The 26,058-nt window shown below is 55.6% G+C and carries 30 protein-coding genes, 1 tRNA gene and 1 pseudogene; 24 read left to right on the forward strand and 8 right to left on the reverse strand.

All coding sequences use genetic code 11. The features are described from left to right. Positions 1–104 precede the first annotated feature (104 nt). The 5 genes from ALB80_RS02610 to ALB80_RS02630 are packed head-to-tail and all read left to right on the forward strand — an operon-like array spanning position 105 to position 4,188. The gene (locus ALB80_RS02610) at positions 105–1,070 is read left to right on the forward strand and encodes a cupin domain-containing protein (protein WP_050602443.1); all 966 of its coding nucleotides are present in this window, start codon (positions 105–107) and stop codon (positions 1,068–1,070) included. Then, positions 1,067–1,669: a trans-aconitate 2-methyltransferase gene (locus ALB80_RS02615; RefSeq protein ID WP_050602444.1), complete on the forward strand. Its 603-nt coding sequence runs from the start codon at positions 1,067–1,069 to the stop codon at positions 1,667–1,669. The genes ALB80_RS02610 and ALB80_RS02615 overlap by 4 nt, the downstream gene beginning before the upstream one ends. A gap of 10 nt (positions 1,670–1,679) precedes the next feature. Further along, entirely contained in the window at positions 1,680–2,804 is a 1,125-nt protein-coding gene (locus ALB80_RS02620) for a cobalamin-independent methionine synthase II family protein (RefSeq protein WP_050602445.1), read from the forward strand. Further along, a complete protein-coding gene (locus ALB80_RS02625; protein WP_050602446.1) occupies positions 2,801–3,496 on the forward strand; it encodes an alpha/beta fold hydrolase in 696 nt (231 codons plus the stop codon). Before ALB80_RS02620 ends, ALB80_RS02625 begins: the two co-directional genes overlap by 4 nt. Then, positions 3,493–4,188: an RraA family protein gene (locus ALB80_RS02630; RefSeq protein ID WP_050602447.1), complete on the forward strand. Its 696-nt coding sequence runs from the start codon at positions 3,493–3,495 to the stop codon at positions 4,186–4,188. Before ALB80_RS02625 ends, ALB80_RS02630 begins: the two co-directional genes overlap by 4 nt. Before the next feature lie 318 nt (positions 4,189–4,506). On the opposite strand, the gene ALB80_RS02640 is transcribed toward ALB80_RS02630, so the two are convergent. After that, a tRNA-Ser gene (locus ALB80_RS02640) sits at positions 4,507–4,596 on the reverse strand. 123 nt (positions 4,597–4,719) lie between these two features. Between ALB80_RS02640 and ALB80_RS02645 the strand changes: the two genes are divergently transcribed. From ALB80_RS02645 to ALB80_RS02685, 9 genes are all read left to right on the forward strand, one after another. Further along, positions 4,720–5,562, forward strand: a complete 843-nt coding sequence (locus tag ALB80_RS02645; protein WP_050602449.1) for a DUF2059 domain-containing protein — start codon at positions 4,720–4,722, stop codon at positions 5,560–5,562. After that, positions 5,562–6,362, forward strand: coding sequence for a DUF2059 domain-containing protein (locus ALB80_RS02650; RefSeq protein ID WP_050602450.1), 801 nt, complete (start codon positions 5,562–5,564; stop codon positions 6,360–6,362). Before ALB80_RS02645 ends, ALB80_RS02650 begins: the two co-directional genes overlap by 1 nt. Before the next feature lie 211 nt (positions 6,363–6,573). Next, a complete protein-coding gene (locus tag ALB80_RS02655; protein ID WP_050602451.1) occupies positions 6,574–7,185 on the forward strand; it encodes a 50S ribosomal protein L21 in 612 nt (203 codons plus the stop codon). Between the two features lie 11 nt (positions 7,186–7,196). Beyond that, on the forward strand, positions 7,197–7,466 hold the full coding sequence (gene rpmA, locus ALB80_RS02660) for a 50S ribosomal protein L27 (RefSeq protein WP_050602452.1): 270 nt from the start codon (positions 7,197–7,199) through the stop codon (positions 7,464–7,466). Positions 7,467–7,561: 95 nt separating this feature from the next. Continuing rightward, positions 7,562–8,170: a LysE family translocator gene (locus tag ALB80_RS02665; RefSeq protein ID WP_050602453.1), complete on the forward strand. Its 609-nt coding sequence runs from the start codon at positions 7,562–7,564 to the stop codon at positions 8,168–8,170. Next, a complete protein-coding gene (locus tag ALB80_RS02670; protein ID WP_050602454.1) occupies positions 8,167–8,703 on the forward strand; it encodes a GNAT family N-acetyltransferase in 537 nt (178 codons plus the stop codon). Before ALB80_RS02665 ends, ALB80_RS02670 begins: the two co-directional genes overlap by 4 nt. A 37-nt stretch (positions 8,704–8,740) precedes the next feature. Beyond that, positions 8,741–9,775 (forward strand): GTPase ObgE, encoded by a 1,035-nt coding sequence (obgE, locus tag ALB80_RS02675; RefSeq protein WP_050602455.1) that lies wholly within the window; start codon positions 8,741–8,743, stop codon positions 9,773–9,775. Continuing rightward, complete coding sequence (gene proB, locus ALB80_RS02680; protein ID WP_050602456.1) at positions 9,763–10,869, forward strand: glutamate 5-kinase; 1,107 nt, start codon at positions 9,763–9,765, stop codon at positions 10,867–10,869. The genes obgE and proB overlap by 13 nt, the downstream gene beginning before the upstream one ends. Before the next feature lie 33 nt (positions 10,870–10,902). After that, the gene (locus tag ALB80_RS02685) at positions 10,903–12,165 is read left to right on the forward strand and encodes a glutamate-5-semialdehyde dehydrogenase (protein WP_050602457.1); all 1,263 of its coding nucleotides are present in this window, start codon (positions 10,903–10,905) and stop codon (positions 12,163–12,165) included. On the opposite strand, the gene ALB80_RS02690 is transcribed toward ALB80_RS02685, so the two are convergent. Beyond that, positions 12,162–12,758 (reverse strand): histidine phosphotransferase family protein, encoded by a 597-nt coding sequence (locus tag ALB80_RS02690; protein ID WP_050602458.1) that lies wholly within the window; start codon positions 12,756–12,758, stop codon positions 12,162–12,164. The two genes, ALB80_RS02685 and ALB80_RS02690, sit on opposite strands and share 4 nt — an antisense overlap. A gap of 42 nt (positions 12,759–12,800) precedes the next feature. Here ALB80_RS02690 and ALB80_RS02695 point away from each other — a divergent pair, with 42 nt between their 5' ends. From ALB80_RS02695 to tsf, 5 genes are all read left to right on the forward strand, one after another. Next, positions 12,801–12,983: a DUF3553 domain-containing protein gene (locus tag ALB80_RS02695; RefSeq protein WP_050602459.1), complete on the forward strand. Its 183-nt coding sequence runs from the start codon at positions 12,801–12,803 to the stop codon at positions 12,981–12,983. A gap of 104 nt (positions 12,984–13,087) precedes the next feature. Further along, positions 13,088–13,843 carry a GNAT family N-acetyltransferase gene (locus ALB80_RS02700; RefSeq protein WP_050602460.1) on the forward strand — a complete coding sequence of 252 codons (756 nt, stop codon included), beginning with the start codon at positions 13,088–13,090 and terminating at the stop codon, positions 13,841–13,843. 5 nt (positions 13,844–13,848) lie between these two features. Next, positions 13,849–14,685, forward strand: a complete 837-nt coding sequence (locus ALB80_RS02705; protein WP_050602461.1) for a 1-acyl-sn-glycerol-3-phosphate acyltransferase — start codon at positions 13,849–13,851, stop codon at positions 14,683–14,685. A 166-nt stretch (positions 14,686–14,851) separates the two neighbouring features. Further along, positions 14,852–15,652, forward strand: a complete 801-nt coding sequence (rpsB, locus tag ALB80_RS02710; protein WP_050602462.1) for a 30S ribosomal protein S2 — start codon at positions 14,852–14,854, stop codon at positions 15,650–15,652. A 76-nt stretch (positions 15,653–15,728) separates the two neighbouring features. Then, entirely contained in the window at positions 15,729–16,604 is an 876-nt protein-coding gene (gene tsf, locus ALB80_RS02715) for a translation elongation factor Ts (protein ID WP_050602463.1), read from the forward strand. A gap of 367 nt (positions 16,605–16,971) precedes the next feature. Here the strand turns inward: tsf and ALB80_RS02720 are convergent, their stop codons facing one another. The 3 genes from ALB80_RS02720 to ALB80_RS02730 all read right to left on the reverse strand — a co-directional run bounded on the left by ALB80_RS02720 (position 16,972) and on the right by ALB80_RS02730 (position 19,282). Then, complete coding sequence (locus ALB80_RS02720) at positions 16,972–17,727, reverse strand: autoinducer binding domain-containing protein (protein ID WP_050602464.1); 756 nt, start codon at positions 17,725–17,727, stop codon at positions 16,972–16,974. Further along, positions 17,724–18,173 carry a type II 3-dehydroquinate dehydratase gene (gene aroQ, locus ALB80_RS02725; RefSeq protein ID WP_050602465.1) on the reverse strand — a complete coding sequence of 150 codons (450 nt, stop codon included), beginning with the start codon at positions 18,171–18,173 and terminating at the stop codon, positions 17,724–17,726. The genes ALB80_RS02720 and aroQ overlap by 4 nt, the downstream gene beginning before the upstream one ends. A gap of 113 nt (positions 18,174–18,286) precedes the next feature. Further along, positions 18,287–19,282 carry an NADPH:quinone oxidoreductase family protein gene (locus ALB80_RS02730; protein ID WP_050602466.1) on the reverse strand — a complete coding sequence of 332 codons (996 nt, stop codon included), beginning with the start codon at positions 19,280–19,282 and terminating at the stop codon, positions 18,287–18,289. 149 nt (positions 19,283–19,431) lie between these two features. Here ALB80_RS02730 and ALB80_RS02735 point away from each other — a divergent pair, with 149 nt between their 5' ends. Both ALB80_RS02735 and ALB80_RS02740 read left to right on the forward strand, forming a co-directional pair. Then, positions 19,432–20,250: an SDR family oxidoreductase gene (locus ALB80_RS02735; RefSeq protein ID WP_050602467.1), complete on the forward strand. Its 819-nt coding sequence runs from the start codon at positions 19,432–19,434 to the stop codon at positions 20,248–20,250. Between the two features lie 14 nt (positions 20,251–20,264). After that, positions 20,265–21,293, forward strand: a complete 1,029-nt coding sequence (locus ALB80_RS02740) for a phosphotransferase family protein (RefSeq protein WP_050602468.1) — start codon at positions 20,265–20,267, stop codon at positions 21,291–21,293. Between the two features lie 24 nt (positions 21,294–21,317). Here ALB80_RS02740 and ALB80_RS02745 read toward each other — a convergent pair whose 3' ends face one another. Beyond that, the gene (locus tag ALB80_RS02745; protein WP_050602469.1) at positions 21,318–21,929 is read right to left on the reverse strand and encodes a 2-hydroxychromene-2-carboxylate isomerase; all 612 of its coding nucleotides are present in this window, start codon (positions 21,927–21,929) and stop codon (positions 21,318–21,320) included. Between the two features lie 194 nt (positions 21,930–22,123). Here ALB80_RS02745 and ALB80_RS02750 point away from each other — a divergent pair, with 194 nt between their 5' ends. Both ALB80_RS02750 and ALB80_RS02755 read left to right on the forward strand, forming a co-directional pair. Then, positions 22,124–23,356, forward strand: coding sequence for a serine hydrolase (locus ALB80_RS02750; RefSeq protein ID WP_172677850.1), 1,233 nt, complete (start codon positions 22,124–22,126; stop codon positions 23,354–23,356). A gap of 52 nt (positions 23,357–23,408) precedes the next feature. Continuing rightward, positions 23,409–24,278 carry an acyl-CoA thioesterase II gene (locus ALB80_RS02755; protein WP_050602470.1) on the forward strand — a complete coding sequence of 290 codons (870 nt, stop codon included), beginning with the start codon at positions 23,409–23,411 and terminating at the stop codon, positions 24,276–24,278. On the opposite strand, the gene ALB80_RS02760 is transcribed toward ALB80_RS02755, so the two are convergent. Beyond that, the gene (locus tag ALB80_RS02760; RefSeq protein WP_050602471.1) at positions 24,275–25,042 is read right to left on the reverse strand and encodes an SDR family oxidoreductase; all 768 of its coding nucleotides are present in this window, start codon (positions 25,040–25,042) and stop codon (positions 24,275–24,277) included. The genes ALB80_RS02755 and ALB80_RS02760 overlap by 4 nt on opposite strands. A gap of 178 nt (positions 25,043–25,220) precedes the next feature. Between ALB80_RS02760 and ALB80_RS22575 the strand changes: the two are divergent. After that, positions 25,221–25,331, forward strand: a pseudogene (locus ALB80_RS22575) (IS30 family transposase); the annotation flags it as partial. Positions 25,332–25,356: 25 nt separating this feature from the next. Here the strand turns inward: ALB80_RS22575 and phoB are convergent. Beyond that, positions 25,357–26,046, reverse strand: a complete 690-nt coding sequence (gene phoB / locus ALB80_RS02765; protein WP_050602472.1) for a phosphate regulon transcriptional regulator PhoB — start codon at positions 26,044–26,046, stop codon at positions 25,357–25,359. Between the last annotated feature and the right edge of the window lie 12 nt (positions 26,047–26,058).

The raw sequence follows: 26,058 nt of genomic DNA on the forward strand, positions 1-26,058 counted from the left end.
TGCGTTCACGCCGATTGAACCTGCGTCCGCCTGGAGAGTGAGAGAGCGTGCCGTACAAGCACGCAACCCACCACTCCAGAAAACGTTGTATCGGAACTTGCAAAATGTCGAAATCAACCATCTCTTCCCGCATTGTTCACTATGGTGAACTCCGGCCGTGCAAAACCGCATTTATCGACGCCCACACGCCGGGCAGCGATCAGAAAGAGAACTTCACAATCGTCGGCGGGGGGGTCTCGGAATCTCCGGATCAGCATGTGCATATCACTGACAAGGTCGGCTTCAACATCGGTGCTGCGGGCCAGCCGCCAAAATGCCGGAACTCTCTGCACAGCCACACGACGGCCGAGGTCTTCTTTGTCGCCAAAGGTCGTTGGCGTTTTTTCTGGGGCCGCTATGGCACCGCCGGTGAATTCATCGCCGAAGAGGGCGATATCTTCAACATCCCGACCGGTATCTTCCGGGGTTTTGAAAACGTCGGTCAGGATTATGGGATGATCATGTCGATCTTGGGCGGTGACGACGCGGGCGGCGGAGTGACATGGGCACCTCAAGTTATTGAAGATGCGCAGGCACATGGGCTGATGCTGGGCGACAACGGCGTGCTTTACGACTCCAAAAAGGGGCAGGAACTGCCTGATAACGTCCGACCAATGCCTTTGCTGACCGAAGAGCAGTTGAAAGGCTACCCCGAGGTTCCGGTTGAAGAGGTCGTCGGTAAATACGTCGCGCGGTATTGGGACCTGATGGCCCTGTCGGCCAACAAACCCGCACAGGTGATCGGGGAAAACGGAATGATCATGGACAAACCCGGGTTCGAGGTTGATTTCCTTGGGCGCGGATCCTCTGTGACCGAACCGGTTGTGGCAGAAAAACCTGTGGTTCTTATGCCAGCCAGCGGCCACTGGCGTGTTTCGATCGACGATCAAGAAACCACTTTGTCCAACGGCGACACGGCTTTGGTTCTGTCCGGTGAATCCTATAGCGTGCAACCTTCAATGACCGGGCAGGCGGGCCTGTATCGGATTACCGCAACCGATGACCCGGCAGGAGCGACCTGGACAGGATGAACGCTGACCCTAACGACACCCATGCCGTCTATGAGCGGCAAGCGACGGAGTATGACAAGCGTCGTTCCAAGGCCCTGTTCGAAGCGCGCTGGCTGGCGCGCTTCTCGGCCAGCCTCAAGCCAGGGGAACATGTGCTGGATCTGGGCTGCGGCACAGGCGACCCGATCGCACGCTGGTTCATGGCTGAGGGGTTCGCAGTAACAGGTGTCGATTTTGCCGATGCGATGCTGGCCATTGCCCGTGACCGCTGGCCTGATGGGGATTGGCGGCATGCTGATATGCGGGAATTCGAGCTGGACCAGCAATTCGATGGCATTATCGCTTGGAATAGCTTTTTTCATCTGACCGCAGGTGAACAAAAAGACTGTATCGCGCGCATGTCGCGTCATTTGCGACCTGGTGGAATGCTCATGCTGACCGTCGGACCTCGGGCCGGAGAAGTCAGCGGCACGGTGGGATCAGAGCTTGTCTATCACGCCTCGCTGTCCCCAGCCGGTTACGCGACGTGTCTTGAGGAAAACGGACTACATATGACCGGGTATCTTGCCGAAGACCCTGATACCCAAAGCCACACGATCCTGATGGCGCGCAAAATTTAGGGAGGTTCTGATGACTATCAAAACCACACATGTTGGGTCTCTGCCCCGAACGCAAGACGTGGTGGATTTCATATTCGCCCGTGAAAATGGTGAAATCTACGACGCGGAGGCGTTTGACGTCTGCATGACCGATGCGGTCTCTGAGACAGTGCGCAAACAGGTTGAAGCTGGTATCGACGTTGTCAGCGATGGCGAGACTTCGAAGATTTCCTACGCGACCTATGTCAAGGATCGATACACCGGTTTTTCCGGTGAGAGCCCCCGAAATGCGCCTGCAGACTTGAAGATGTTCCCAAGTTTTCTGCAGCGATTGGCCGATGACGGTGGCACGCCACAATACGCACGACCGATGTGCACCGGCGAGGTGCGATCAAAAGGGCAGGGTGAGTTGCAGAAAGACATTGCCAACCTCAAAGCAGCAAGGGAGCAGCACGGGGCAGAGCGCGGCTTTATGAACGCCGCGTCACCAGGCGTGATTTCGTTGTTTTTGCAAAACGAATTTTACCCAACACGTGAAGCCTATCTGGCGGCGCTGGCCGATGCCATGAAAGAGGAATACGAGACCATCGTGGCCGCGGGTCTGGATCTGCAACTGGATTGTCCCGATTTGGCTTTGTCGCGCCATATGCTGTTCACTGATCTCTCTGACGACGAGTTCGTCAAGATTGCCAACATGCATGTTGAGGCACTGAACCACGCGCTTCAGAACGTCCCGCAGGATCGCGTGCGGGTGCATATCTGCTGGGGCAACTACGAGGGTCCGCATTGCTGCGATATTGCGATGGACAAGGTATTCAGCACCCTGATGGCGACCAAATCGCGCTATGTCCTGTTTGAGACCTCGAACCCGCGTCACGCCCACGAGTGGACCGTGTTCCGCGACCGCAAATCTGAGATACCCAATGACAAGGTTCTGGTCCCCGGTGTCGTCGACACCACCACCAATTTCGTCGAGCATCCCGAACTTGTGGCCCAACGGATCGAACGTTTTACCGGAATCGTCGGCGCCGACCGGGTGATAGCAGGAAGCGATTGCGGCTTTGGCACCTTTGCGGGCTTCGGCGCGGTTGACCCTCAGATCGCCTACGCCAAGTTGGCCGCGTTATCTGAGGGGGCCAAGCTGGCCTCGGCATGACACCCTTGATCTTCTTGCCGGGTATGATGTGCGATGCCCGCCTTTTTGGTCCGCAGATCAATGCTCTGTCGGGCAGCAGGCCCGTGATGACATTCCCCTTGTCCCGGTACGACAGCGTGCAGGCCATGGCGCATGATATCCTAAAAAATGCGCCACCCGATTTCGCGCTGACCGGCTTGTCGATGGGAGGGATCGTGGCAATGGAAGTATTGCGTCAGGCTCCTGCACGCGTCTCGCGACTGGCTTTGCTCGACACAAACCCGCTCGCTGAAAATCCAGAGGTAAAGGCCCGTCGTACGCCCCAAATGGCGGCTGTTCGCGACGGCAAGCTGAGGTCGGTTATGCAAGACGAGATGAAACCCAATTATCTGGCCGACGGGCCTAACCGGGGCGCTATACTGGATCTTTGCATGGCGATGGCCTCCGACTTGGGTCCTGACGTTTTCTTGCGCCAGTCACAGGCGCTGATGGACCGCCCGGACCAAAGCGCGACTCTGAGGGCTTTTGCCGGAAACGTTCTGGTCCTGTGTGGACGCGAAGACAAGTTGTGCCCGGTTGAGCGCCACCAGATGATGCATGATCTGCTACCACACAGCACTCTGGAGATCATTGAAGGTGCGGGGCATCTCCCGACATTGGAACAACCACAATTAACCACAGCGGCATTGATCCGCTGGTTGGAGGACACATGACGCCATCTCTTTTGTCCCTGCTGCGCAAGGTCGACACCCCCACCGTCTGCAATGCCATCGAAGTGGCGCAAGGCAAGCGCGGGTTCGACGATTTTACGCGCGGCACCATGCTGTGTTCCGCGCCTGATGAGCCCGCGATCGTCGGCTATGCGCGCACGGCCAAGATCGCAGCAGTCAATCCGCCGACTGAACCGTCTGACGTCATCAAAACCCGGCGCATGGCCTATTACAAATACATGGCCGAAGCGCCAAACCCCTGTGTCGCTGTGATTGAGGACTTGGATTATCCCGATTGCATCGGCGCCTATTGGGGTGAGATCAATACATCTGTCCACAAGGGGTTCGGAATTTCCGGTGTTGTAACCAATGGTGTCATGCGCGATCTCGGGGACTTACCTGAGGGGTTCCCGGTTGTTGCCGGCTCCGTCGGGCCGAGCCACGGTTTCGTCCACATCCGCGAGATTGATACGCCGGTTTCAGTTTTTGGCCTGGCCGTCAATCCGGGCGAGTTGGTTCATGCCGACCGTCATGGTGCGTTGGTCGTGCCCGAGGACGTCGTCGATCAGTTAGAAGCTGCAATACAAAAGCTGTTGTCGACAGAACGAATTGTCTTGGATGCAGCCCGTCATCCAGAGTTTGATTTCGAAGCATTCGAAACCGCTTGGACAGCCTTTGAAAAAGCCAGAGTCTGAGTGCCGTTTGAGTGAAAAAGAAACGGCGTACCAAAGGTACGACTGCCTTCTTTTGGTGCCGCAATGACAAACTCTGAAAATGGTACGTCAGAACAAGCCGCGCTGCAGAAAGAAACTCAACTTTGAAAGCTCGGTTTGGGCCCGGAAATAGCCATTGGGAAGGAGGGTCCAGGGCTCAGTAGATTTTTTAGAGAAAAGAACATGAAAACTACTATGATCTATCTGAAAGCAGACCCAACTGTTGTTCTACGACAAGTGCACTCGGTCGTGGGTAGGGCTACGATACTGTATTCAGCGACTATGCTGGTCGCGAAATAATGGCGGAGAGACAGGGATTCGAACCCTGGGTGGGCTTGCACCCACAACGGTTTTCGAGACCGCCCCGTTCGACCACTCCGGCACCTCTCCGCGGGGGTCTGTGAGGGGGGGATTTAGTGAGGAACGGGCAGGGGTGCAAGCAGAAAATTCCAGAATTTGTCAAAGCCGGGTTTTTCCGTTGCCTGCGCGCGGAAAACACCTACTCTAAATGATATGACACAGCATGCACATCGCTTTGCGTTTCTTCTTTTGGCGCCGGTCCTGGCGTTTCTGCTTACTGCTGCTCCTTTGTCAGCGGCCAACCGCGATCGGATCGAGGCTTTTCTGACCACAACCGGATTTGACGTGGCGCTGGAAAGCATCGCACTCAGCTCTCGCTCGGCACCTCAGATGCTGGGCATTGATCCGAACGGGTTCGGCTCGGACTGGGCGCGCCTGACGGATGAGGTGTTTGACATCGAGACCATGCATGAGACCGCCGTTTCCATCCTTGAGGAAACACTGAGTAGCGAGGCCCTGACACATGCGGTTGAATTCTATGCGTCCGATCTGGGACAGCGTCTGGTGGAAGTGGAAAATGCTTCACATATGATTGAGGACGGCGAGGCCAAGCAATTGGAAGGTCAGCAGATCATTTCAGACCTTATCAAAGACGGGTCGCAGCGGGTCGAAAGTTTCAAGCGGATGAATTCGGCAATCGATTCTACCGAAACAGCGGTGCGGGCGTGGCAGGAGATACAGCTGCGCTTCCTTCTGGCGGCAAGCGCGTCGGGGGTGATCGAACTGCAATTGGATGCAGACGGGTTGCGCGCGTTTTTGAAGCGAAATGAGCCTGCGTTGCGCCAGTCGCTGCAACTGTCCAGCCTTGCAGCGGCGGCTTACACCTATCAGGACTTTTCGGATGAAGACGTGGATGCCTATGTCGAAGCGCTTGAACAGCCATTGATGCAGGAAGTCTATGAACTTCTGAACGTCATACAATTCGAGATCATGGCCAGACGGTTCGAGATTCTTGCCTCGCGGATGGCTGATATGCATCCCGCTCAGGATATTTGATGCGGAGTTTTGCGCCGGTCTTGGTCTTTGCCCTTTTGGGGTCGCCCGTGTTGGCCAATGAAAGGATCGACCGGCTGGCACAGGCCATGCATTTGTCCGACGTCATGGAGGTTCTGGTTCTGGAAGGGCAGCTGCACCGACAAAACCTGGATGAAACACTGCTGAACAATTCGGGTGGCGCGTATTTCGAGGCTCAGGTCAACGATATCTACGATCCGCTTTGGATGCAGGACCACCTGACCGATGCGCTTGAGGTCGGTATGTCGGACGCGCAGCTTGATCAGGCCATCGTGTTTTTTGAAAGCGATCTTGGTCAGACCGTCGTGACGCTGGAAAACTCGGCCCGTCAAGCCATGTCGGACCCCGCGATCGAAGATATGGCCCGTGATGCATTTGAAGCGACCGAGCGTACGACCATACAGTTTACTTTGGTCGAGGAATACATCGAAGCAAATGATCTTGTTGAGAAGAATGTTCAGGGGTCGTTGACGTCGGATTACAACTTCTTTCGCGGTCTTGATGTAGAGTCCAGAGCCGACACGCAGGATTTGTTGGCCGAGCTTTTGTCCCAAAAGGAAAGCAGGGCAGAGGACACCGAAGCCTGGCTTTATGCCTTTCTGCTGCTGGCCTATCGCCCGTTGGACGAGACACAGATGCGAGAGAATATTGCCTTTTCCAGAACGGATACCGGACAAGCCCTGAACGACGCGTTATTTGAGGGGTTTGATCGCATGTTCAACGATATTTCCTATCAGTTGGGGCAAGCGGTTGCACGCGCGCTCAGGGCGTCGGACTTGTAACGCTGCTTTGGTGTTGACTTTTCCCTTCAATCTATGGATAAGCGCGCATCCCGGCCGGTAATCCGCGCCGGGTATCGTTATTATTTGACCCTTAAGACATGTCGAAAGGGTCTGTCACACAGCCCGAAAAAAGGGCGCGCTGTTCGAGGTGGCGAAAGCCAGAAACACCCGGAAGGGGACCACAGAACGCGGGAATGAAAAGGAAAGACGCATGTTTGCGGTCCTCAAGACTGGCGGCAAGCAGTACAAGGTTCAGGCGGGTGATATCCTCCGCGTTGAAAAATTGGCTGCCGACGCAGGTGAAAAAGTTCAATTCAACGATGTTCTGATGCTGGGCGGCGATGCTCCGGTTGTTGGTGCACCTTTCGTTGAAGGCGCAGGCGTACAGGCCGAAGTGATCGAACAGATCAAAGGTGACAAGGTCATCAAGTTCGTCAAACGCCGTCGTAAGCACAGCTCGAAGCGTACCGTTGGCCACCGTCAGAAACTGACTCTGGTCAAGATCACCGACATTCTGGCATCTGGCGCAGACAAGTCGGGCCTGAAAGCTGCTACTGGTTCCGCGCCTGCTGGCGAAGCTGCTCCGGCAGCAAAGCCTGCCAAGAAAGCAGAAGCCAAGGCAGAAGCACCCGCCGCTGCTGCTGCGGACGATCTGACCGCGCTGACCGGCGTCGGCCCTGCCGCTGCCAAAAAGCTGAACGAGGCCGGTATCGAGAGCTTTGCCGCTCTGGCCGCCTTGTCGGACGAGCAGATTGCTGCTATCGAAACGGTCAAAGTGAAACCCGAATGGGTTGAGCAGGCCAAAGAGCTGGCTAAAGGCTAAGGAGAGAGAGAATGGCACATAAAAAAGCTGGCGGTTCCTCCCGTAACGGTCGCGACTCAGCTGGTCGCCGCCTTGGCGTGAAACTGTATGGTGGCCAGGCTGCCATCGCAGGCAACATCATCGTGCGTCAGCGCGGCACCAAGTTCTGGCCGGGCGAAGGCGTAGGCATTGGCAAAGATCACACCATCTTTGCAACCGTCGATGGCGCTGTGAAGTTCCACAAGGGGCTCAAAAACCGCACCTTCATTTCGGTCCTGCCAGTGGCGGAGGCCGCAGAGTAAGCCGAAACCCAGAAGGTTTAAGAAAATTTCATGGGGGACCGGCACAAAGTGCCGGTCCCTTTTTCGTTTTAACGCAGTCGTGATCAAACAAACCGATGACAGTCGCAACCACCAGTTTCCTGATCTTTGCCGCCTCTCAGGTCGGCACGCCGGGACCGGCCAATATGGTCCTGCTGGGAACAGGTGCGCGTTATGGGTTTCGGGCAGCATTGCCTTTTGTTGGGGGCGTTATTCTAGGCAAGCAACTGATCATTTGGCCGGTTGGTTTTGGTTTGTTGCATCTCGCTGAGCAGGCACCTGCGGTGTTTACGGCGCTCAAATACGTGTCGGCGGCCTATATAATGTGGCTGGCTTGGAAAATTGCCAATACGCGCTTGTCGCGGCAACAGGCTGACGGGAAAGCCCCTGGGTTTCTTGCCGGATTGATTGTTCATCCGCTCAATCCCAAGGCTTGGGCCATGATCATCGCCGGGTTCACCGGGTTTGTGGCTGCGGGGACACCCACTTTTGAAGCGACGATTACGATCGCTCTCTGTTTGTTGTTTTGTCAGGTGGTTCTTCATCCAATCTGGACTTTTGCGGGCGATAGAATTGCCCACGCGGTTGAAGGACAGCCAGTTGAAAAATATCTGATGTGGACGTTGGCCGGCCTTACGGTTGCGTCCGTACTTTTCGTGTTGTTCGGAGGAGGAACACACCAATGAAGCTTGAAGCAATAATAAATCAGCCGGTCATAGAAACCGAGCGGTTCGATCTGCGTCCTTTGCGTCGGTCGGATATGGGACTGATCGAGCACTACGCCGGTGACGAGCGTGTGGCGCGCATGACGACCAGTATCGCACATCCGCTGGCGCCCGGCTCGACCGAGGCCTTTGTGACCCGTTCAATGGCTGAAGACCGGGACGAGGATGTCTGGGTTATGGATGCCATCAAAGATGGCGGGCCGGAATTGATTGGTCTGATCACGCTGAAGCGGCTGGATAGGAATCAGTCCGAAGTCGGCTATTGGGTTGCTCCGATTTATTGGAATACGGGCATTGCCTCGATGGCTGTCGAAGCTCTGGTAAACGCCAACCCGCTGGAGAACGCCACCATGTTTGCCAGCGTATTTCAGGACAATCCAGCATCAGCTCGGGTTCTGACACATTGCGGGTTCCAGTATCTAGGCGATGCAGAAAGCTATTCGGTGGCGCGCGATGCGAATGTGCCCACCTGGACATACAGTAAAAAACTCTGACTTGTGGCCGATGGGGCCTTTGCAGTAGGGGACACACATGAAATTTCTCGATCTTGCAAAGGTCTACATCCGGTCCGGGGCCGGCGGTGGCGGGTGCGTCAGCTTTCGGCGCGAAAAGTACATTGAATACGGCGGCCCAGATGGCGGGGACGGCGGCAAAGGCGGTTCCGTCTGGGTCGAAGTTGTGGACGGGCTGAACACCCTGATCGACTTTCGCTATCAGCAGCATTTCTTTGCCAAGAACGGCCAACCAGGCCGAGGTCAGCAGCGTACAGGTAAGGACGGTGACGATATCGTTCTGCGTGTCCCTGTGGGCACTGAAATTCTGGATGAAGACGAAGAAACCGTCATCTGCGACCTTACTGAAGTTGGGCAACGGGTTCTGCTGGCCAAAGGTGGTAACGGCGGGTTTGGCAACCTGCACTTTAAGTCCGCCACCAATCAGGCGCCACGCCGCGCCAATCCGGGGCAGGCGGGTATCGACCGAACCATCTGGCTGCGGCTCAAGCTGATTGCGGATGTTGGATTGTTGGGTATGCCCAATGCAGGCAAATCCACCTTTCTTGCGGCGACGTCGAATGCGCGCCCGAAGATTGCGGATTATCCCTTTACCACGCTGCACCCCAATCTGGGCGTTGTGGGTGTCGACAACGTGGAATTTGTGGTGGCCGACATCCCTGGTTTGATCGAGGGCGCGCATGAAGGCCGCGGCATCGGAGACCGGTTCCTTGGCCATGTTGAACGCTGCGCAGTGCTGTTGCATCTGGTTGATGGCACCTCGGAATCGGTTGCCGAAGATTACCGTACGATTATTCACGAGCTTGAAGCCTATGGTGGCGAACTGGCTGAGAAACCTCGAATTACCGTTCTGAACAAGATCGATGCTCTGGACGATGAAGAGCGTGAATTAGCCAAAGCCGAACTGAAAGAGGCTGTTGGCGGCCCCGTCATGACCATGTCGGGTGTTGCGCATCTGGGTGTGACCGAGGTTCTGCGCGCGTTGCGGTCACAGATTGACGACAATCGAGTGCGCAAGAAACCTGCTGAGGAGGCGCAGTCTTGGCAGCCCTGACCTCAGCGCGGCGTCTGGTGGTGAAGATCGGGTCCGCTTTGCTGGTGGATCGCAACACCGGATTGCTTCGGTCGGACTGGTTGACTTCATTGGCTCAGGATGTGACCTGGCTCAAGGGGCAAGGGACAGATGTTATTCTGGTCTCTTCCGGGTCAATTGCGTTGGGGCGCGGTGTGCTGGGCTTACCGATGGCTGCGCTGCCTTTGGAAAAATCACAAGCTGCCGCCGCGGTGGGTCAGATCCGTCTGGCACGGGCGTATGAAGAGGCTCTGACACCGCATCAGATCACAACGGCACAGGTGCTGGTGACGCTGGAAGACAGCGAAAACCGTCGTCGCTATTTGAATTCACGGGCCACTCTGGAAACGTTGCTGGGCCTTGGTGTTGTTCCGATCGTGAACGAGAATGACACCGTCGCTACGGACGAAATCCGATATGGCGACAATGACCGCCTGGCCGCGCAGATTGCGGTAACGGTTGGGGCCGACCAACTGATCCTGCTGTCCGATGTAGACGGGTTCTATTCGGGCAATCCGAACGAAGACGCCTCGGCCACGCGGTTCGAGACTATTGATCGGATCACGCCCGAAATTGAGGCGATGGCAGGTGATGCAGGCTCGGGCCTGTCCAAAGGTGGGATGAAGACAAAACTTCTGGCCGCCAAGATGGCCACCGCGGGTGGGTGCGCAATGGCAATTACTGAAGGATCGACTCTGAACCCACTGAAATCGCTGGAAAACGGTGCAAATTCAACGTGGTTCACGGCGACTCTGGACCCTCACGCCGCCCGCAAACGTTGGATTTCTGCGATGAAACCACGCGGAGAGATCACAGTGGATGACGGGGCCGCGAATGCTCTGGCCAATGGCAAAAGCCTCCTGCCTGCAGGTATTGTCGAGGTGACTGGCGATTTCGGGCGCGGTGATCCGGTTGCCGTTCTCGATCCCAATGCCCGCCGATTGGCACAAGGGATCAGCCGCTATACCGCGCAAGAGGCTGACGCGATCAAGGGGCGCAAGTCTTCCGAGATTGAGGCGACGTTGGGCTACCCGGGCCGCGCGGCCTTGATCCACCGGGATGATCTGGCCCTGTAAGCACTGAGAAAGACGACCTGAAAGGCACGCGACATGAAAGATTTCGACAGCATTCCCGCTCTGATGGCCGATCTTGGGAAACGCGCCAAAGAGGCCTCGCGTGATCTGGCTTTTGCAAGCGCCGAACGCAAGCATGCCGCCTTGATTGCGGCAGCTGATGCGGTTTGGGCCAATCGGGCAAAAATCATCGAAGCAAACCAGAAGGATCTGGCGTTTGGCCGTGAAAAGGGCCTGAGCCCTGCGATGATGGATCGTCTGATGCTGGATGAGGGCCGTGTTCAGGGCATGGTCGATGGGTTGCGCACCGTGGCGGATCAAGCCGATCCGGTAGGTGAGGTTCTGGCCGAATGGGAACGCCCCACTGGATTGAAGATTGAGCGGGTACGTACGCCTTTGGGCGTCATTGGCGTGATCTATGAAAGCCGGCCCAATGTGACCGCCGATGCAGGTGCTCTGTGCCTGAAATCCGGCAATGCTGTCATCTTGCGTGGCGGGTCCGAGAGCTTTCATTCGTCGACCGCGATCCATGAATGCCTGGTCGAAGGGTTGAAGGCCGCCAACCTGCCCGAGGACGCCATTCAACTGGTGCCCACGCGAGATCGCGCGGCGGTGCAGGAGTTGCTAACCCTGACTGATTATGTCGATGTCATCGTCCCGCGCGGTGGCAAGGGATTGGTGGGTCTGGTGCAGCGCGAGGCCCGTGTGCCGGTCTTTGCGCATCTGGAAGGCATTGTTCACATCTACATCGATAAAGCCGCCGATCCGCAAAAAACGCTGGATGTCGTTCTGAATGCCAAGACCCGCCGAACCGGTATCTGCGGTGCGGCTGAATGCCTGTTGGTACATCAGGATGTCGTTGAAACTCTGGGCCGCGAGGTCATCTCGGCGTTGCTGGCTGCCGGTGTCGAGGTGCATGCCGAAGGTGCGCTGGCGGTTGAGGGCACACAGGCCGCGACGTCAGACGACTGGGGTAAGGAATTCCTTGATAGTGTGATTGCAGCCAAACCCGTGGCAGATATTGACGCGGCGATTGCACATATCCGGCAATTTGGGTCCAACCACACCGATTGCATCATGACCGAAGACGGCTCGGCGGCGGCACGCTTCTTTGAACGTCTCGACAGTGCCATCCTGATGCACAACGCCTCGACACAGTTCGCAGACGGCGGTGAATTCGGAATGGGGGCAGAAATCGGGATAGCTACGGGCAAGATGCACGCGCGCGGACCAGTGGGCGCGGCGCAACTGACCAGTTTCAAGTATCTCGTCCGTGGGGATGGAACGACCCGGGCTTAAAACCTGAGCGAAACGCGCGTTGCGGCGGTTTCCACCGCGATGCGCCGTCCTACCGCTTTGGCTGTGTCCGGCAACAAGGCAAACTGTACCTGCGCTGGGGTCAGTTTGTTCGGAAAACGCCCCGTGGTTACGTGTTTCCATAAGTCGCTGTCTACGTTCAGCTTGTCTGCTGAACCTGTGACGGTCCATGCCTCACCCTGGCTTGTGATGTCGACCGTGCCACCCAGCGGCATGGCGCTTTCGCAACACATCAATGCCAGAAAGGCCAGTTTGACCTGATTGCGCGAGACAGGCTTAGTCAGGTGCCAGTTGACCCGCACACGACCCGCGCGTTCGACATCATTAAGCAGTTCGGTGATTTCGGCCCGCCCAAGCGGTTGGTCGCTGGCCGAGCCGAAGGCCACGCGAAAAAAGCGGATGCGCGCGCCCGCACTGCCCACACTGCCCGAGATCAGTTCCATCTCGGGGCCTTGCACCGCGCCAACCATGTCCAACAGCTCAAGCCCGTTGGTGATGGCCCCAATCGGGCTGATCAGATCGTGGCAGATCCGAGAGCCGATCAATTCGGCCAGGTTGACGTCTGTAGCGCCCATGCGTACCTCCTGCTGTATCTGCCACCGGAACCAGGAGCCCCTATGACAGACATGAATGCTATTCTTGCACCGGGCATGTTTGTCCGCCACCCGGATTTTCCCGAATGGGGCGTTGGACAGGTTCAATCCAACATCGCAGGCAAGATCACCGTGAACTTTCGCGAGCAGGGGAAAGTGGTAATCGACGGAACGCGCATCGCCCTGATGCCGGTCTTTGATCCGTGAAACTGGTTTAGGAAAGGTTAACAACTGTGACCAAACCAGCAGTTGTTGCCTTCGACTGACCAACTGCTGTATCAGCGGCGAAAAGAAAAACGGACACACCCCTTATGCCGGATACAGGCCCATCTTTCACTATCAAGCTGGCTGAGACCGAGGCGGAGATACAAGCTGCGCAACGCCTGCGCTATGACGTCTTCGTGCGCGAGCTGGGTGGCGGCGGCGACTTGGTCGATCACGAGGCGGAGTTGGAGAAAGACCGGTTTGACCAGTTTTTCGATCACATGTTGGCCTATGATGACTGCACGGGTGAAATCATCGGTGTTTACAGGATGTTGCCGGGCGAACGTGCGGCGGATTTGGGTCAATTCTATTCGGAAGATGAATATGAACTGACGGTGCTGAAGAACAGCGGCCGCAAGTTGCTGGAACTGGGTCGGTCTTGTGTGCATCCCGACTATCGCGGCGGCACCGCCCTGTATCATCTGTGGAACGGTCTGGCGGCCTATGTCGCCGAGCGCGAGATTGAGGTGCTGTTCGGGGTGGCAAGTTTCCACGGCACGGATGTCACCGCATTGGCGCAGCCGTTGTCCATGTTGCATCACAACCATCTAGCTCCGCCAGAGTTGCGGGTGAAGGCGCAACCTGACGTTTTTCAGCCCATGGATTTGGTCGCAAAAGACTCGTTGGATCGGCGTGCTGCCATGGTTCAGGTGCCAGCTTTGATAAAAGCCTACCTGAGACTTGGCGGTTTCGTGGGTGAGGGTGCCTTTATAGATCATAAGTTCAACACCACCGATGTGTGCCTGATCCTAGACACCGCTCGTATGAACGACCGGCAGCGCCGCATCTATGGCGGAGCCTGACAATCGTGAACGATCCGACTTGGAACAGTGAGGATGCGCCAGATCCGGTCGACCCTGGAGTGATCCTTTGGATTTTGGTCATTGTGCGCGGGGTGCCGCTGGCTCTGCTGGTTTTTGGCGGCTTGATCGTTCTTTTGGCTGTCCGGTTGATCGAGTATCCGTTGTGCGGGGTGCACCGGCCCGTGACGCCGTTCATCTCGCAATTTGTCTGCCGGAATGCATTTCGCATTCTTGGTATGGGACTTCAAACCTCTGGCGTTTTGATGAAAGAGCAGGGGGCAGTGGTGGCCAACCATACTTCCTGGTTGGATATTTTCGCTCTGAACGCGCGTAAGAGGGTCTATTTTGTGTCGAAGGCCGAGGTTGCAAAATGGCCCGGAATCGGATGGTTGGCGCGTGCAACCGGAACCGTGTTCATCCAACGGGAACGGGCGAAGGCCAAAGAACAGACCAAAGTGTTTGAGACCCGTCTGAAAGCAGGTCACAAGCTGCTGTTCTTTCCAGAAGGCACCTCGACGGACGGGTTGCGTGTTTTACCATTTAAAACAACGCTCTTCGCCGCGTTCTTCGCAGATGAATTGCGCGATTTCATGTATATCCAGCCGGTTTCGGTCGTCTTTCACGCGCCCAAAGGGCAGCCCAAACGGTTTTATGGCTGGTGGGGAGATATGGAGTTCGGCCCGCATCTGTTGAAGACGCTCGGGGCGCGCAGACAAGGGTATGTCGAGTTGATCTACCACGCACCTGCGCGGGTCAGCGACTTTGATAGTCGAAAGGCGCTGGCGGCTCACTGCGAAGAGGCGGTCAGGCACGCCCATGCTTTGGCTTTGCTTGAAAAATAGGGGCAATTGGCCCTTGCGCTGCTTTCAATCCTGCCGTATACGCGCGCCATTCAAACCCGCAGGCGGGGTTTGGGCTTTGTAGGGGAGAAATCCCTATCTGGCCCGCCGGTTGGAGCATCCGCTTCTTTCACCCCCGCCGAGGCGTAAACCGGAAAAGGAAAATAGCATGGCTCTTCCCGAGTTCTCCATGCGTCAGCTGCTGGAAGCTGGCGTTCACTTTGGTCACCAGACACAGCGTTGGAATCCCCGCATGGGCCCGTTCATCTACGGCTCGCGCAATGGCATCCACATCATGGACTTGACCCAGACCGTTCCGATGCTGGATCAGGCTCTGCAGGCCGTTCGTGACACCGTTGCAAAAGGCGGCCGCGTTCTGTTCGTCGGTACCAAGCGTCAGGCGGCAAGCCCGATCGCTGAAGCGGCTGAGAAATCGGCTCAGTACTACATGAACCACCGCTGGCTGGGCGGCACGCTGACCAACTGGAAAACCGTTTCCCAGTCGATCAACCGTCTGAACCAGATCGATGAAGCGATGGAATCGGGCGCCGAGGGCCTGACCAAGAAAGAGCGTCTGGGCATGGAACGTGACCAGGGCAAACTGCAGGCTTCGCTGGGCGGTATCCGCGAAATGGGTGGCGTTCCGGACCTGCTGTTCGTCATCGACGTCAAAAAAGAAGCACTGGCCATCGCTGAAGCCAACAAGCTGGGTATCCCGGTTGTGGCTGTTGTCGACACCAACTGCTCGCCCGACGGCGTTGACTACATCATCCCTGGCAACGACGACGCAGCCCGCGCGATCTCTCTGTATTGCGACCTGGCCGCACGTGCCGCTCTGGACGGCATGACCGCTCAGATGGGTGCAGCTGGCGTTGACCTGGGTGCCTTCGAAGAAGCGCCGGTTGAAGAAGCCGTTGCTGAGGAAGCACCTGCAGAAGAAGCCGCTACGGAAGCCAAAGCCGAAGCGTAAGCTGCCCGTCACGTAAATGACATATGGGGCAGGGTATGACCTGCCCCAATTCCGTTTGAATTGAGGAGAGCCAAAGATGGCAATCACAGCAGCAATGGTTAAAGAACTGCGCGACTCGACCGGCGCAGGCATGATGGACGCAAAAAAAGCGCTGACCGAAACCGGCGGCAACATGGACGAAGCCGTTGACTGGCTGCGTACCAAAGGTCTGGCCAAAGCGGCCAAGAAATCGGGCCGTACCGCAGCCGAAGGTCTGGTCGCTGTTCACGTTAACGGTGGCAATGGTGTTGCTGTCGAGGTGAACTCGGAAACTGACTTTGTCGCGAAAAACGCAGAGTTCCAGGAAATGGTTGGCAAGATCGCTTATGCAGCTGAAGGCGTGGACAACGTCGAAGCTCTGCTTGCAGCTGATCTGGGCGGCAAGAACGTTGCTGACACGCTGACCGACAAGATCGCCACCATTGGCGAAAACATGTCGGTGCGCCGTATGGCCAAACTGTCTGGCGACACCGTTGTGTCCTACGTCCACAACGCTGCTACCAACGGCATGGGCAAAATCGGTGTTCTGGTTGCTCTGTCGGGCGGTGACGAAGCCATCGGTAAACAGGTTGCAATGCATATTGCAGCTGTAAACCCGGCGGCTCTGTCCGAAGCGGACATGGACCTTGCGGTTGTCGAGAAAGAAAAACAGGTTCAGATGGACATCGCCCGCGAATCCGGCAAGCCGGAGCAGGTGATCGAAAAGATGATCGTTGGCCGCATGAAGAAATTCGTCGCCGAATCAACTCTGCTGAACCAGTCCTTCGTTGTGAACCCTGACCTGACCGTTGAAGCCGCGGCCAAAGAAGCTGGCGCAACCATCACCGGTTTCATCCGTCTGGAAGTTGGCGAAGGCATCGTAGTCGAAAAAGAAGACTTCGCAGCCGAAGTTGCAAAAGCCGCTCAAGGCTAAACGTTTTTCGGAAACGCACCGCTTGGGGCCTTTTCCCGAAAAACAAAAGGGTTACGCCATGCGTGACCCTTTTTTGATTTCTACAAGCTGTGTCGGATCTGAGATTTAGGAAGTTTAAATGGAGGGCCCCGCTTGATGGGGATGGTCGGGGCCCCCCAAAATTCCGACACTGATGCGCTGACGAATAGACGCCCCTTTGTCAGAGTGATTGGAGAGCTCTGGTATTGCAAAGATCCAACCGAATGTTCCCAGGCTAAAGCCACCACTCACGGAACACTCTCACTTTGCAACTTTTGGGCTAGTCTTGAAAAGTAGTGTTTTCCTTACCTAGGGTAAACTGACGCGGGATGGCGTCAAAATGTAGCGATCAGGCTTCCATTATGAACATCTGATTGTGTAGCGATGCCTTTAGAACGGCTTGAGCCGTTGTTTCGACAGACAGTGCTTCTCGTGCGAGTCGCAGATGCTTTTCCACTGTGGCCGATGTCAGCCCCATCAGCAGCGCGATGTCCTGGGTGGTTTTTCCATCGCCGACCCATTGCAGAGCTTCCCGTTGCCGTTTCGTCAAAGCCCGGTTTGGCGGGTTGAACGGCAAGGTCAAAATTTTCAGATGTGCCACATTGTTCATCAACAGGATGTCTTCGCCATGCTCTTGCCAGATGGCGTCAATCTCTTCCTGGCTCATCCCGTTCTTTGCTGAAAGGGAAATCGCACCTTTGGAACGCATTGAGACGGAATTGAAACTAACCGTATAGCCAGCCACCACGTCCATAGATTTGTTGAACTCGAATACTCTGCGCTCTTCGTTGGTCAAAGTGCCGCTGGACTTCATGTCTTGCAGCATCTTCCAGCTTGCAGCGCCTTCATTGTTCAGCGCCCATTTCAGCATGGGGGCGTGAAAATAAAGTCCGTCTTTCAGAAACCCGTCCACATACGTGCGTTTGTGGTTGGTCAGGATCACAAAATCCTCGGGGTCGCCCAAGGACGTCGCCGTTCTATAAACCGTATAGCCGTAGATCAGTCGCCCAAACCCATACTCATTCATTTGTCGGCAGTGCGCATCCCAAAGATCTTCCAAAGTCTTGGTGTAGCTGACAAACCGCAGGTATTCTTTCAGGGTCATGCCGCACCACCTGCTCTCAAGTGCACGGCCAGCGCGTCCAGGGCCAGGATGTAACCCTGCGCGCCAAATCCGCAGATCTGGCCCAGAGCGACCGGAGCGATATATGATTTGTGACGGAACGCCTCACGGGCATGTATGTTTGACAAATGAACTTCGACCACTGGCAATTCTACTGACGCAATGGCGTCCATCAGCGCGATTGATGTATGCGTGAACGCACCTGCGTTCAGTACCAGACCGCTTTGAACTCCGCGTGCAGCGTGAATTGCGTCAAGCAAGACACCTTCGTGGTTGGATTGCAGATGCGTCACTTCCAACCCAACAGACACGCCATGCTGAACGCAGTGTTCTTCGATCATATGTAAAGTCGTGCTTCCGTAAACCTCGGGCTGACGTGTGCCCAGAAGATTGAGGTTTGGGCCATTTAATACCAGTACTTTATGCATGTCTTCACAATCCCCATTAATGGTTCATAGACGGCAAAAGGCCAGAATGTCCACCAGTCTCAACGCAACCAGGCCAGCGTTGAGGCTTTAAGGCCAGCCTTGGTAACACGCATCTATTCCATCGTTATAACCAGTTTTCCAAGGACCGAGCGCTTCGACACATGCTCTAATGCGTCAGGGGCCCGCGTCAGTGGGAAACGCGCACTGATGTGGGGTTTGATCAGCCCGGCGGCATACTGCGCGAACAGCTCACTGACGTTCCTGGCATGTCCTTTGGGATCACGGAAGACAGATGCGCCCCAGAAAACACCAACGATCTGGCAGCCTTTCAACAAGGGCAAGTTCAGCGGAATCTGCGGAATGCCTGCAGGGAACCCCACAACCAAGTACCTTCCATTCCAGGCCATACAGCGTAAGGATGGCTCGGCAAGGTCTCCTCCCACTGGGTCATAAACCACATCCATTCCATTTGGGCCCGCAATTCTTTTGACCTCCGCCGAAAAGGCTTTTTGTGCATCTTTGTCCAAATCATGCGGGTAAATCACGACTTCATCCGCACCAATCCGGCGGCAGAACTCTGCCTTTTCCGCTGAAGAAACACCCGCTATCACTTTGGCGCCCATAGCTTTTCCAAGTTCGATGGCGGCAGATCCCACTCCACCAGCTGCGCCCAGCACCAAGAGTGTTTCGCCTGTCTTCAGATTGGCCCGATCCTTGAGTGCGTGATAAGACGTACCATAGGTGAAGATGAAGCAGGCGGCCTCATCATAGGGCATTGCGTCAGGTATCTTGATGGCACTGTCGGCCCGGATTGTTGCGTGGGTCGCAAAGCCATCATGTCCTGTCAAAGCTAGAATGCGGTCGCCGACCTTGAACCCAGTGACATTTTCACCCAACGCCAACACGTCGCCAGCAATCTCACCCCCCGGAGCAAAGGGTCGAGGTGGTTTGATCTGATACAGATCCCGGATGATCAGCGTATCCGGGAAGTTCACACCAGCCGCTTTGACAGCAACCAACAACTGTCCCTTACCGGGTTGCGGATCGGGCAAGGTGGTGAGTTCCAGTGTTTCGGGCCCGCCCGGTGCGACGCTGAGTAACGCTTGCATACGACCTCTGTTCTGCCTGTAACTTGTCTTTGGGAAGTTTTGGTGCCGACGATGAGTTTGTCAACGTGAACGACCGCCGTTTGCCGTAACGGCAATAGGTGGGTCATAACAGGCTCTAACAGGCACAAACTAAAGCGAGGAGTACGATCATGACGCCAGACACCCTGTTTTCTCTTGAGGGCAAGACCGCACTCGTCACAGGTGGCGCGACAGGGATCGGGCGCATGGCGGCCGAGGCGCTGGTCAGGGCTGGCGCGCGCGTTTTGATCGCGTCGCGCAAAGGGGATGCGTGCGCCGAGGTGGCGGCTGAGCTGAACGCATTGGATGCACCCGGCAGGGCTGAGGGTTTTACCGGAGATATCGGGTGCGAGGAAGGTATCGCAAGCCTTGTCTCTGACATTCGAAAGCGTACGGAAAATCTTGATATTCTTATGAATAACTCAGGCGTGTCCTGGGGCGCTCCGCTGGGCCAGTTTCCCTATGACGCTTGGGACAAGGTGATGTCTGTCAATGTCGCAGGGATTTTCGAACTGACACAGCGGCTTTTGCCTTTGTTGATGAAATCGGGAACAGCCGATGATCCTGCCAGGATCGTCAATGTGGGGTCTGTGATGGGTGAAGTGCCTATGGGGGACGGAGCGTATAGCTATGCGGCCTCAAAAGCCGCAGTTCTGCATCTGACCAAGATCATGGCTAAAGAGCTTTCGCCATACCACATAACGGTTAACGCATTGGCGCCGGGACCGTTTGTCTCTCGCATGACAGCATTTGCCACGGCGGACGAGGGCACCCGCGAAAAGGTCGGCAAATCGGTTCCGCTGGGCCGGGTCGGGCGCGACGAAGACATTGCAGGTTGCATGCTGTTTCTGTGCGGGCGTGGCGGCAGTTATGTGACCGGAGCAGTGATCCCGGTTTCAGGCGGAATCAATGTGGTGACGGCGGGCAACATCTTTGCAGAAGCCTTGTGAGTGGAAGACAGGCCATGAGCACTGACACCAATCTGGATCTTGCTGCGGTAGACAGGTATCTCAGCGCAAATCTTTCCGGTTACGAAGGCCCGCTGGAGGCGAAGAAGTTCGCGGTTGGGCAGTCCAATCCGACCTTTGAGCTTCGAACGCCCAGCAACACCTATGTGCTGCGGCGAAAGCCACCCGGCGTTCTGCTGAAATCGGCTCATGCAGTCGATCGCGAGTTCAGAGTTCAAAGCGCGCTGGCAGGCAGTCAGGTGCCCGTGCCCAACATGTTCCTGCTGTGCGAAGATGACAGAGTTATCGGCTCAGCCTTCTATGTGATGGAGCGTCTGCACGGCAGGATCTTTCCTGAACCAACCCTGCAAGGCGAAAGCAACGAAACGCGCACGGCTGTAATGGATGAGATGAACAGGGTTCTTGCTCAGTTGCATATGGTCGACATTGATGCCGTGGGTTTGTCCGACTATGGGCCGTCGGGCAATTACTATGAACGCCAGATCGCACGTTGGACCAAGCAATATCGCGCGTCAGAGACTTCGGTGATTGAAGACATGGACGCTCTGGTGTCCGCGCTGGGTAATTCGGTGCCCGAAGATGATGGGCAGCGTACGCTTGTGCATGGGGATTATCGTATCGACAACCTGATGTTCGCATCAAATGGAACTGGCTGCATCGGTGTTCTGGATTGGGAACTGTCTACGATAGGTCATCCGTATGCGGATTTGGCGGCCGTGATCATGCAATGGCAGCTGCCTCCGGGAAACCAAGGACGCGGATTGGCAGGAATTGATCGCGAAAGCTTGGGCCTGCCCTGCGACCAAGACTTTGTCGCCCGATATTGCAAACGACGCGGCTTGGGAGGCATCGACAATTTCGGGTTCTACTTGGCTTTCAATTTCTTCCGCATGGCAGGAATATTGCAGGGTGTATACAAGCGGGCGCTGGACGGAAATGCCTCAGACCCGGAACGCGCCAAGGCGTATGGTGCCTACGTACCACTCTTTGCTCAGCATGGTTTGAAAGCGCTGCGCGGCACATAAGAATAACGTCGTAACAGCCTGATGTTAATCACTACTATTCTTCGAAAGCTCTGTCTCGACATTCGTTAGACTGTTCTTGCCAAAAAACATTTCAGACCCAACTAAAAGGCTGGGAACACCGAACACCCCGCGCCGAACATTGGCCTTGGTTTGTGCCTTCAAGTCTTGTTTGACTTCAGGATTGGTCATGGCCTCACGGATTTTGCGAGCGGGCAATTCGTTTTCCTGCAAAATGTCGATAAGCACGGCCATTTCGTCAGCCTTTTGCCCATGCACCCAAATAGCATCAAAAACAGCATTTATATATTTGGTTTCCCATGATTTTCCTCGCGCAAAATGTGCGCCACGCATCGCAAATTTCGTGTTTATCGGGAAATGTGGGCTCATATGAAAACTCAACCCGCGCCGCCGCGCGAAACGGTGTAGGTCATGAGTCAAATAGGCCGTTTTCTGGCGGTTCTCTGAGAAGGCTTGAAAAGGGCTTTGGTTGTGGGTCGCCTTGAAAACGATAGGTAGAAGAACAGGAACAAAGGTGATCTGAACATCGTGCCGCGCCGCAAGATCGGGCAGCATTTTGAACGCCAGAAAAGCGTTTGGGCTGCAAAAGTCATAAACAAAATCGATATTTTGCGTCATGTTTTACCTTTCCGGTTGTCTGGAGTGATCGTCCCAAAACACACCCTGCGAATCTGGGTTAACACAGTCTAACATTTCAACGTGTGGCAGGCTTGCTTCGTCTGAGACGAAACCAGTTTTGGCGTAAGATATCACTGTTAATTCAACTCTCAAGCCGACACACTCAGCACGGACAACCGGATGGAAAAGGTCTAATGCCGCAACAAGAATTGATGTTTGATCAGGCGCGTTTGGATCGGATTCGGATCTGGATGGACCGCTATGTTGAGCAACGGAAATACGCAGGTTCGTCTTTTCTGCTGCGCCAAAACGGGTCCGAGGTCTTTTTTCACAAAAGCGGCCTGCGCAATCTGGAAAGCAACCTGCCATTTCAACGCGACACGCTGGTCCGCATCTATTCCATGACCAAGCCGATCACGTCGGTTGCCTTGATGATGCTGGCTGAACGCGGATTGTTCCATCTGGATGCTCCGTTATCGGAATTCCTGCCTGAATTCAAACACATGCGCGCGCTTGTTCCAACGGCCGAAGCCTTGGATCAGACGGAACACGCGCCGTCGCCAACCTTGCATCAGGTGCTGACACATACCAGCGGTTTCAGCTATCCCTTCAACCCCGGAACTCTGCCCGAAGCCATGGATGAGCAAGATCTTATGTTCAAGCCTGATCGAGGGCTTCTGGAAGATCGCGTGCGAGACCTGTCAAAGTTACCATTGGCCTTTCAACCGGGGACGCGTTGGGAGTATTCGGTTGGCACAGATGTTCTGGGGCGCGTGATAGAAGTAGTATCAGGTCAGACGCTGAAGCAGTTCTTTCAGCAGCACATTTTTGAACCGCTGGATATGCGCGATACCGGCTTTTCAGTGCCATCTGGGGCAGGGGACCGATTTGCGTCGCTCTACACACCTCTGGCGGGAGATGCCATGGCGCTCAATTCGGTTGATCAGGGGGGTGACAGCCTGCGATTGGTCGACAGCTATAGAGGGTCGCCATTCATTCGCACAACGACCTTTTCGGGTGGCGGCGGGCTGATTTCAACACTTGATGACTACGCCAAGTTTGCAGACATGCTGCGCAATCGCGGCACTGCGAACGGGCACCGCTTGTTGGGTCCTAAGACCGTAGAGTTTATGATGCGCAATCACTTACCGGGCGATATCGCATCAATGGGCCCCAAGAGTTTTGCGGAACAACCGATGGAGGGCATGGGCTTTGGCCTCGCAGGATCGGTTGTTTTGAACCCCGGACGGGTGCGGGTGCCCGGTTCGATAGGGGATTTCAGTTGGGGCGGCATGGCCTCGACCTACTTCTGGGTCGACTGGCAAAACGATCTGACGGCCGTGTTTTTCACTCAATTATCGCCGTCAAGTTCCTACCCATCTCGGGCCGAGCTAAAGGCGTTGGTTCACGCTGCCATGATTGAATGATCGCAACCGGACTGATACCCGGGGGTCGAGTAACTGACTGTGCGAGCACAACATGACCGAAGCGGAACGTATCTTACTGGATCTTCTGGATATTGAACGGCTTGAAGTCGATTTGTTCCGTGGAACGGGGTCCGGCGGTGAAACGCCAACGCGCATTTTCGGTGGGCAGGTCATCGCGCAGGCTTTGGCCGCGGCGTACCGGACTGTGGAAGACCGTCTGTGCCATTCGCTCCATGCTTATTTCATTCGACCTGGTGATCCTGAACAACCTGTTATTTATCAAGTTGATAGAGCGCGAGATGGAGGTTCCTTCACAACCCGCCGCGTCGTTGCCATTCAGCACGGCAAGCAGATCCTGAACATGTCTGCGTCGTTCCACGTTCAGGATGAAGGTTGGGATCATCAGCACCCGATGCCACCCGTAAACGCGCCCGAGAACTATCCGTCCCGTTCCGAATTGCGGCAGTCCTATGTTGACCGAGTGCCCGAGCACCTGCGCGGCGAGTTGTTGCGCGAAAGACCAATAGAAGTACGCGAAGTGGACCATTTAGACCCATTTACTCCTAAAGTTTCTGATGACCGGAACCAGACCTGGTTTCGTATGGCCGCTGCGGCCTCCGCCGATGCGAGAACACAGCATCTTTTATTGGCCTATGCGTCCGACATGAACCTCATGTCCTCAGGCTTGCGACCACACGGCCTGAGTTGGTTTACCGGAGAGTTCAATGGCGCAAGCCTCGATCATGCGCTTTGGTTTCATGCGCCCGTCCAGTTTCAGAATTGGCATCTGTATGTGATGGATTCACCTTGGACGGGGCAGGGGCGCAGCTTCAATCGCGGCTCCATCTATTCTGAAGATGGCACTTTGATTGCCTCTGTGGCTCAGGAAGGGTTAATGCGTAAGGTTCAGAAGATTCGTTAAGAGATACTGTTAAACTTTTGATTTAACTTGCTCATTCCAGATAGCCACCTGTCATAATTCGCTGATTTATGCTGCATGTAGTCCAAAACTTGCGGATGCGGCAGAACCAGAAACTGTTCGGCGTTTATAGCTTCTATACAAGCCTCGGCGACATCACTGGGGTCAAGCATTCCGTCAATCGATGCTACTGACACTTCGTGTCCTTCGGTCATTTTTGACCGGACACCTTGTGGGCACAAAACCGAGACCCGTATCCCGTGCGATCCGTATGTTAACGCAAGCCATTCTGCGAAGCCAACGGCGGCGTGTTTGCTTACAGCATACGGAGCTGCACCTGGTTGGTTCAGCAAACCGGCGGCTGACGCGGTCGTCAAAATGTATCCGCCGCCGCGCGCAATCATGCGTGGAACCATATGCCGCGCTGTCCAAATATGCGACATCACATTGATTTTCCAAATCCGTTCCCAGTCTTCATCCGGTACGTCGAAACCGCCAAGCGTCAGAATTCCGGCATTTGCGCAAAACAAATCAATTGGGCCGACAGTGTCTTCTGAAAAGTCGATCAGTGCTTTGATTTGATCTTCGTCGGCCACGTCGCAGGGAAACGCATGGCCACCGATTTGATCCGCCAAAGTATGCGCGCCGGCATCGTCGATATCTGAACACACGACCTGTGCACCTTCATGGGCAAAGCGTTCTGCCATTCCTCGACCAATGCCGTGCGCGGCACCAGTTACGACAACAGTTTTGTTTTTTAAGTCCATTTACGTTCCAGGGCGCTCAGCTTGAGTGCAGGAACAATGTCTGCTTGCATGAAGTTTATCAAGTTTGCCAGACTTTACCATAATACCAATTATCCGTTACATCCGGTTGCAGCTGCAATGTTAGAATGTCTCACATTAGCAAAGTAGAAATGGCACACTTCCCTGTCGAGCAGGCAGGATCGGAGCGGACAGCTGGTTCTGTGACCCGCAGGCTCCCTGGCAGAAAGGCACCGTCGACAACACAAACAACAGGCTGAGAAAGTACCTGCCTCGCGCCACCGAACCGTCGCTCATTGTACTCGAACCAATGCCGCTCAGCCCAAAGCATACCCTGCGCCGCGTACGGTACGCACAGGATCTTCACCACCATGTTGTGTCAGCGCTTTGCGCAGCCGCCCGATGTGAACATCAACCGTTCGGGTATCCACATAGATGTCGCGGCCCCAGACACGGTCCAGCAACTGCTCGCGGCTCCAGACCCTGCCCGGCTTTTCCATGAAAGTGCTGAGCAGCCGGAATTCGGTTGGGCCCAGTTTCAGAGGTTTGCTGTCGCGACTGACTTTATGGGTCTCAGAGTCCAGAACGATGTCGTCAAACTCCAGCCGAATGCCAACCGTTGCCGGACGAACCCGGCGCAGCTGAGTGCGGACACGTGCCATCAATTCGACAACGGAATATGGTTTGACCACGTAATCGTCCGCACCCGTTTCCAGGCCACGCACCTTGTCGACTTCTTCGGTGCGCGCCGACAGCATGATGATCGGAATCGAACGTGTCTCGGGCCGGCTTTTTAGGCGACGGCAAACTTCGATGCCGCTGAGATTAGGCATCATCCAATCCAGCACGATGATATCCGGGCAATCTTCATCCACCAGCAACATGGCCTCGTCGCCGCTTGCGGCCTTGGACACGCGAAAACCTTCTGCTTCAAGGTTGTACGCCAGGACTTCACGCTGTGCCAGCTCGTCCTCGACCACCAGAACCGTGGGTTGTTCTGCGGACATCTTGATTGTCTC

The sequence above is a fragment of the Ruegeria sp. 6PALISEP08 genome, from assembly GCF_001238295.1.
In the GTDB taxonomy this organism is placed as follows: Bacteria; Pseudomonadota; Alphaproteobacteria; order Rhodobacterales; family Rhodobacteraceae; genus Ruegeria.

What these genes read in the sequence shown, in the direction of transcription:
- ALB80_RS02625 (WP_050602446.1), top strand. Translation starts at nt 2,801, where the DNA reads ATGACACCCTTGATCTTCTTGCCGGGTATGATGTGCGATGCCCGCCTT.
- ALB80_RS02655 (WP_050602451.1), top strand. Translation starts at nt 6,574, where the DNA reads ATGTTTGCGGTCCTCAAGACTGGCGGCAAGCAGTACAAGGTTCAGGCG.
- ALB80_RS02620 (WP_050602445.1), top strand. Translation starts at nt 1,680, where the DNA reads ATGACTATCAAAACCACACATGTTGGGTCTCTGCCCCGAACGCAAGAC.
- ALB80_RS02735 (WP_050602467.1), top strand. Translation starts at nt 19,432, where the DNA reads ATGACGCCAGACACCCTGTTTTCTCTTGAGGGCAAGACCGCACTCGTC.
- phoB (WP_050602472.1), bottom strand. Translation starts at nt 26,046, where the DNA reads ATGTCCGCAGAACAACCCACGGTTCTGGTGGTCGAGGACGAGCTGGCA.
- obgE (WP_050602455.1), top strand. Translation starts at nt 8,741, where the DNA reads ATGAAATTTCTCGATCTTGCAAAGGTCTACATCCGGTCCGGGGCCGGC.
- aroQ (WP_050602465.1), bottom strand. Translation starts at nt 18,173, where the DNA reads ATGCATAAAGTACTGGTATTAAATGGCCCAAACCTCAATCTTCTGGGC.
- ALB80_RS02700 (WP_050602460.1), top strand. Translation starts at nt 13,088, where the DNA reads ATGCCGGATACAGGCCCATCTTTCACTATCAAGCTGGCTGAGACCGAG.
- ALB80_RS02630 (WP_050602447.1), top strand. Translation starts at nt 3,493, where the DNA reads ATGACGCCATCTCTTTTGTCCCTGCTGCGCAAGGTCGACACCCCCACC.
- rpmA (WP_050602452.1), top strand. Translation starts at nt 7,197, where the DNA reads ATGGCACATAAAAAAGCTGGCGGTTCCTCCCGTAACGGTCGCGACTCA.
- ALB80_RS02760 (WP_050602471.1), bottom strand. Translation starts at nt 25,042, where the DNA reads ATGGACTTAAAAAACAAAACTGTTGTCGTAACTGGTGCCGCGCACGGC.
- ALB80_RS02615 (WP_050602444.1), top strand. Translation starts at nt 1,067, where the DNA reads ATGAACGCTGACCCTAACGACACCCATGCCGTCTATGAGCGGCAAGCG.
- tsf (WP_050602463.1), top strand. Translation starts at nt 15,729, where the DNA reads ATGGCAATCACAGCAGCAATGGTTAAAGAACTGCGCGACTCGACCGGC.
- ALB80_RS02750 (WP_172677850.1), top strand. Translation starts at nt 22,124, where the DNA reads ATGCCGCAACAAGAATTGATGTTTGATCAGGCGCGTTTGGATCGGATT.
- ALB80_RS02755 (WP_050602470.1), top strand. Translation starts at nt 23,409, where the DNA reads ATGACCGAAGCGGAACGTATCTTACTGGATCTTCTGGATATTGAACGG.
- ALB80_RS02745 (WP_050602469.1), bottom strand. Translation starts at nt 21,929, where the DNA reads ATGACGCAAAATATCGATTTTGTTTATGACTTTTGCAGCCCAAACGCT.
- ALB80_RS02740 (WP_050602468.1), top strand. Translation starts at nt 20,265, where the DNA reads ATGAGCACTGACACCAATCTGGATCTTGCTGCGGTAGACAGGTATCTC.
- ALB80_RS02670 (WP_050602454.1), top strand. Translation starts at nt 8,167, where the DNA reads ATGAAGCTTGAAGCAATAATAAATCAGCCGGTCATAGAAACCGAGCGG.
- ALB80_RS02695 (WP_050602459.1), top strand. Translation starts at nt 12,801, where the DNA reads ATGACAGACATGAATGCTATTCTTGCACCGGGCATGTTTGTCCGCCAC.
- ALB80_RS02720 (WP_050602464.1), bottom strand. Translation starts at nt 17,727, where the DNA reads ATGACCCTGAAAGAATACCTGCGGTTTGTCAGCTACACCAAGACTTTG.
- ALB80_RS02610 (WP_050602443.1), top strand. Translation starts at nt 105, where the DNA reads ATGTCGAAATCAACCATCTCTTCCCGCATTGTTCACTATGGTGAACTC.
- ALB80_RS02645 (WP_050602449.1), top strand. Translation starts at nt 4,720, where the DNA reads ATGACACAGCATGCACATCGCTTTGCGTTTCTTCTTTTGGCGCCGGTC.
- ALB80_RS02685 (WP_050602457.1), top strand. Translation starts at nt 10,903, where the DNA reads ATGAAAGATTTCGACAGCATTCCCGCTCTGATGGCCGATCTTGGGAAA.
- ALB80_RS02665 (WP_050602453.1), top strand. Translation starts at nt 7,562, where the DNA reads ATGACAGTCGCAACCACCAGTTTCCTGATCTTTGCCGCCTCTCAGGTC.
- ALB80_RS02730 (WP_050602466.1), bottom strand. Translation starts at nt 19,282, where the DNA reads ATGCAAGCGTTACTCAGCGTCGCACCGGGCGGGCCCGAAACACTGGAA.
- ALB80_RS02650 (WP_050602450.1), top strand. Translation starts at nt 5,562, where the DNA reads ATGCGGAGTTTTGCGCCGGTCTTGGTCTTTGCCCTTTTGGGGTCGCCC.
- ALB80_RS02690 (WP_050602458.1), bottom strand. Translation starts at nt 12,758, where the DNA reads ATGGGCGCTACAGACGTCAACCTGGCCGAATTGATCGGCTCTCGGATC.
- rpsB (WP_050602462.1), top strand. Translation starts at nt 14,852, where the DNA reads ATGGCTCTTCCCGAGTTCTCCATGCGTCAGCTGCTGGAAGCTGGCGTT.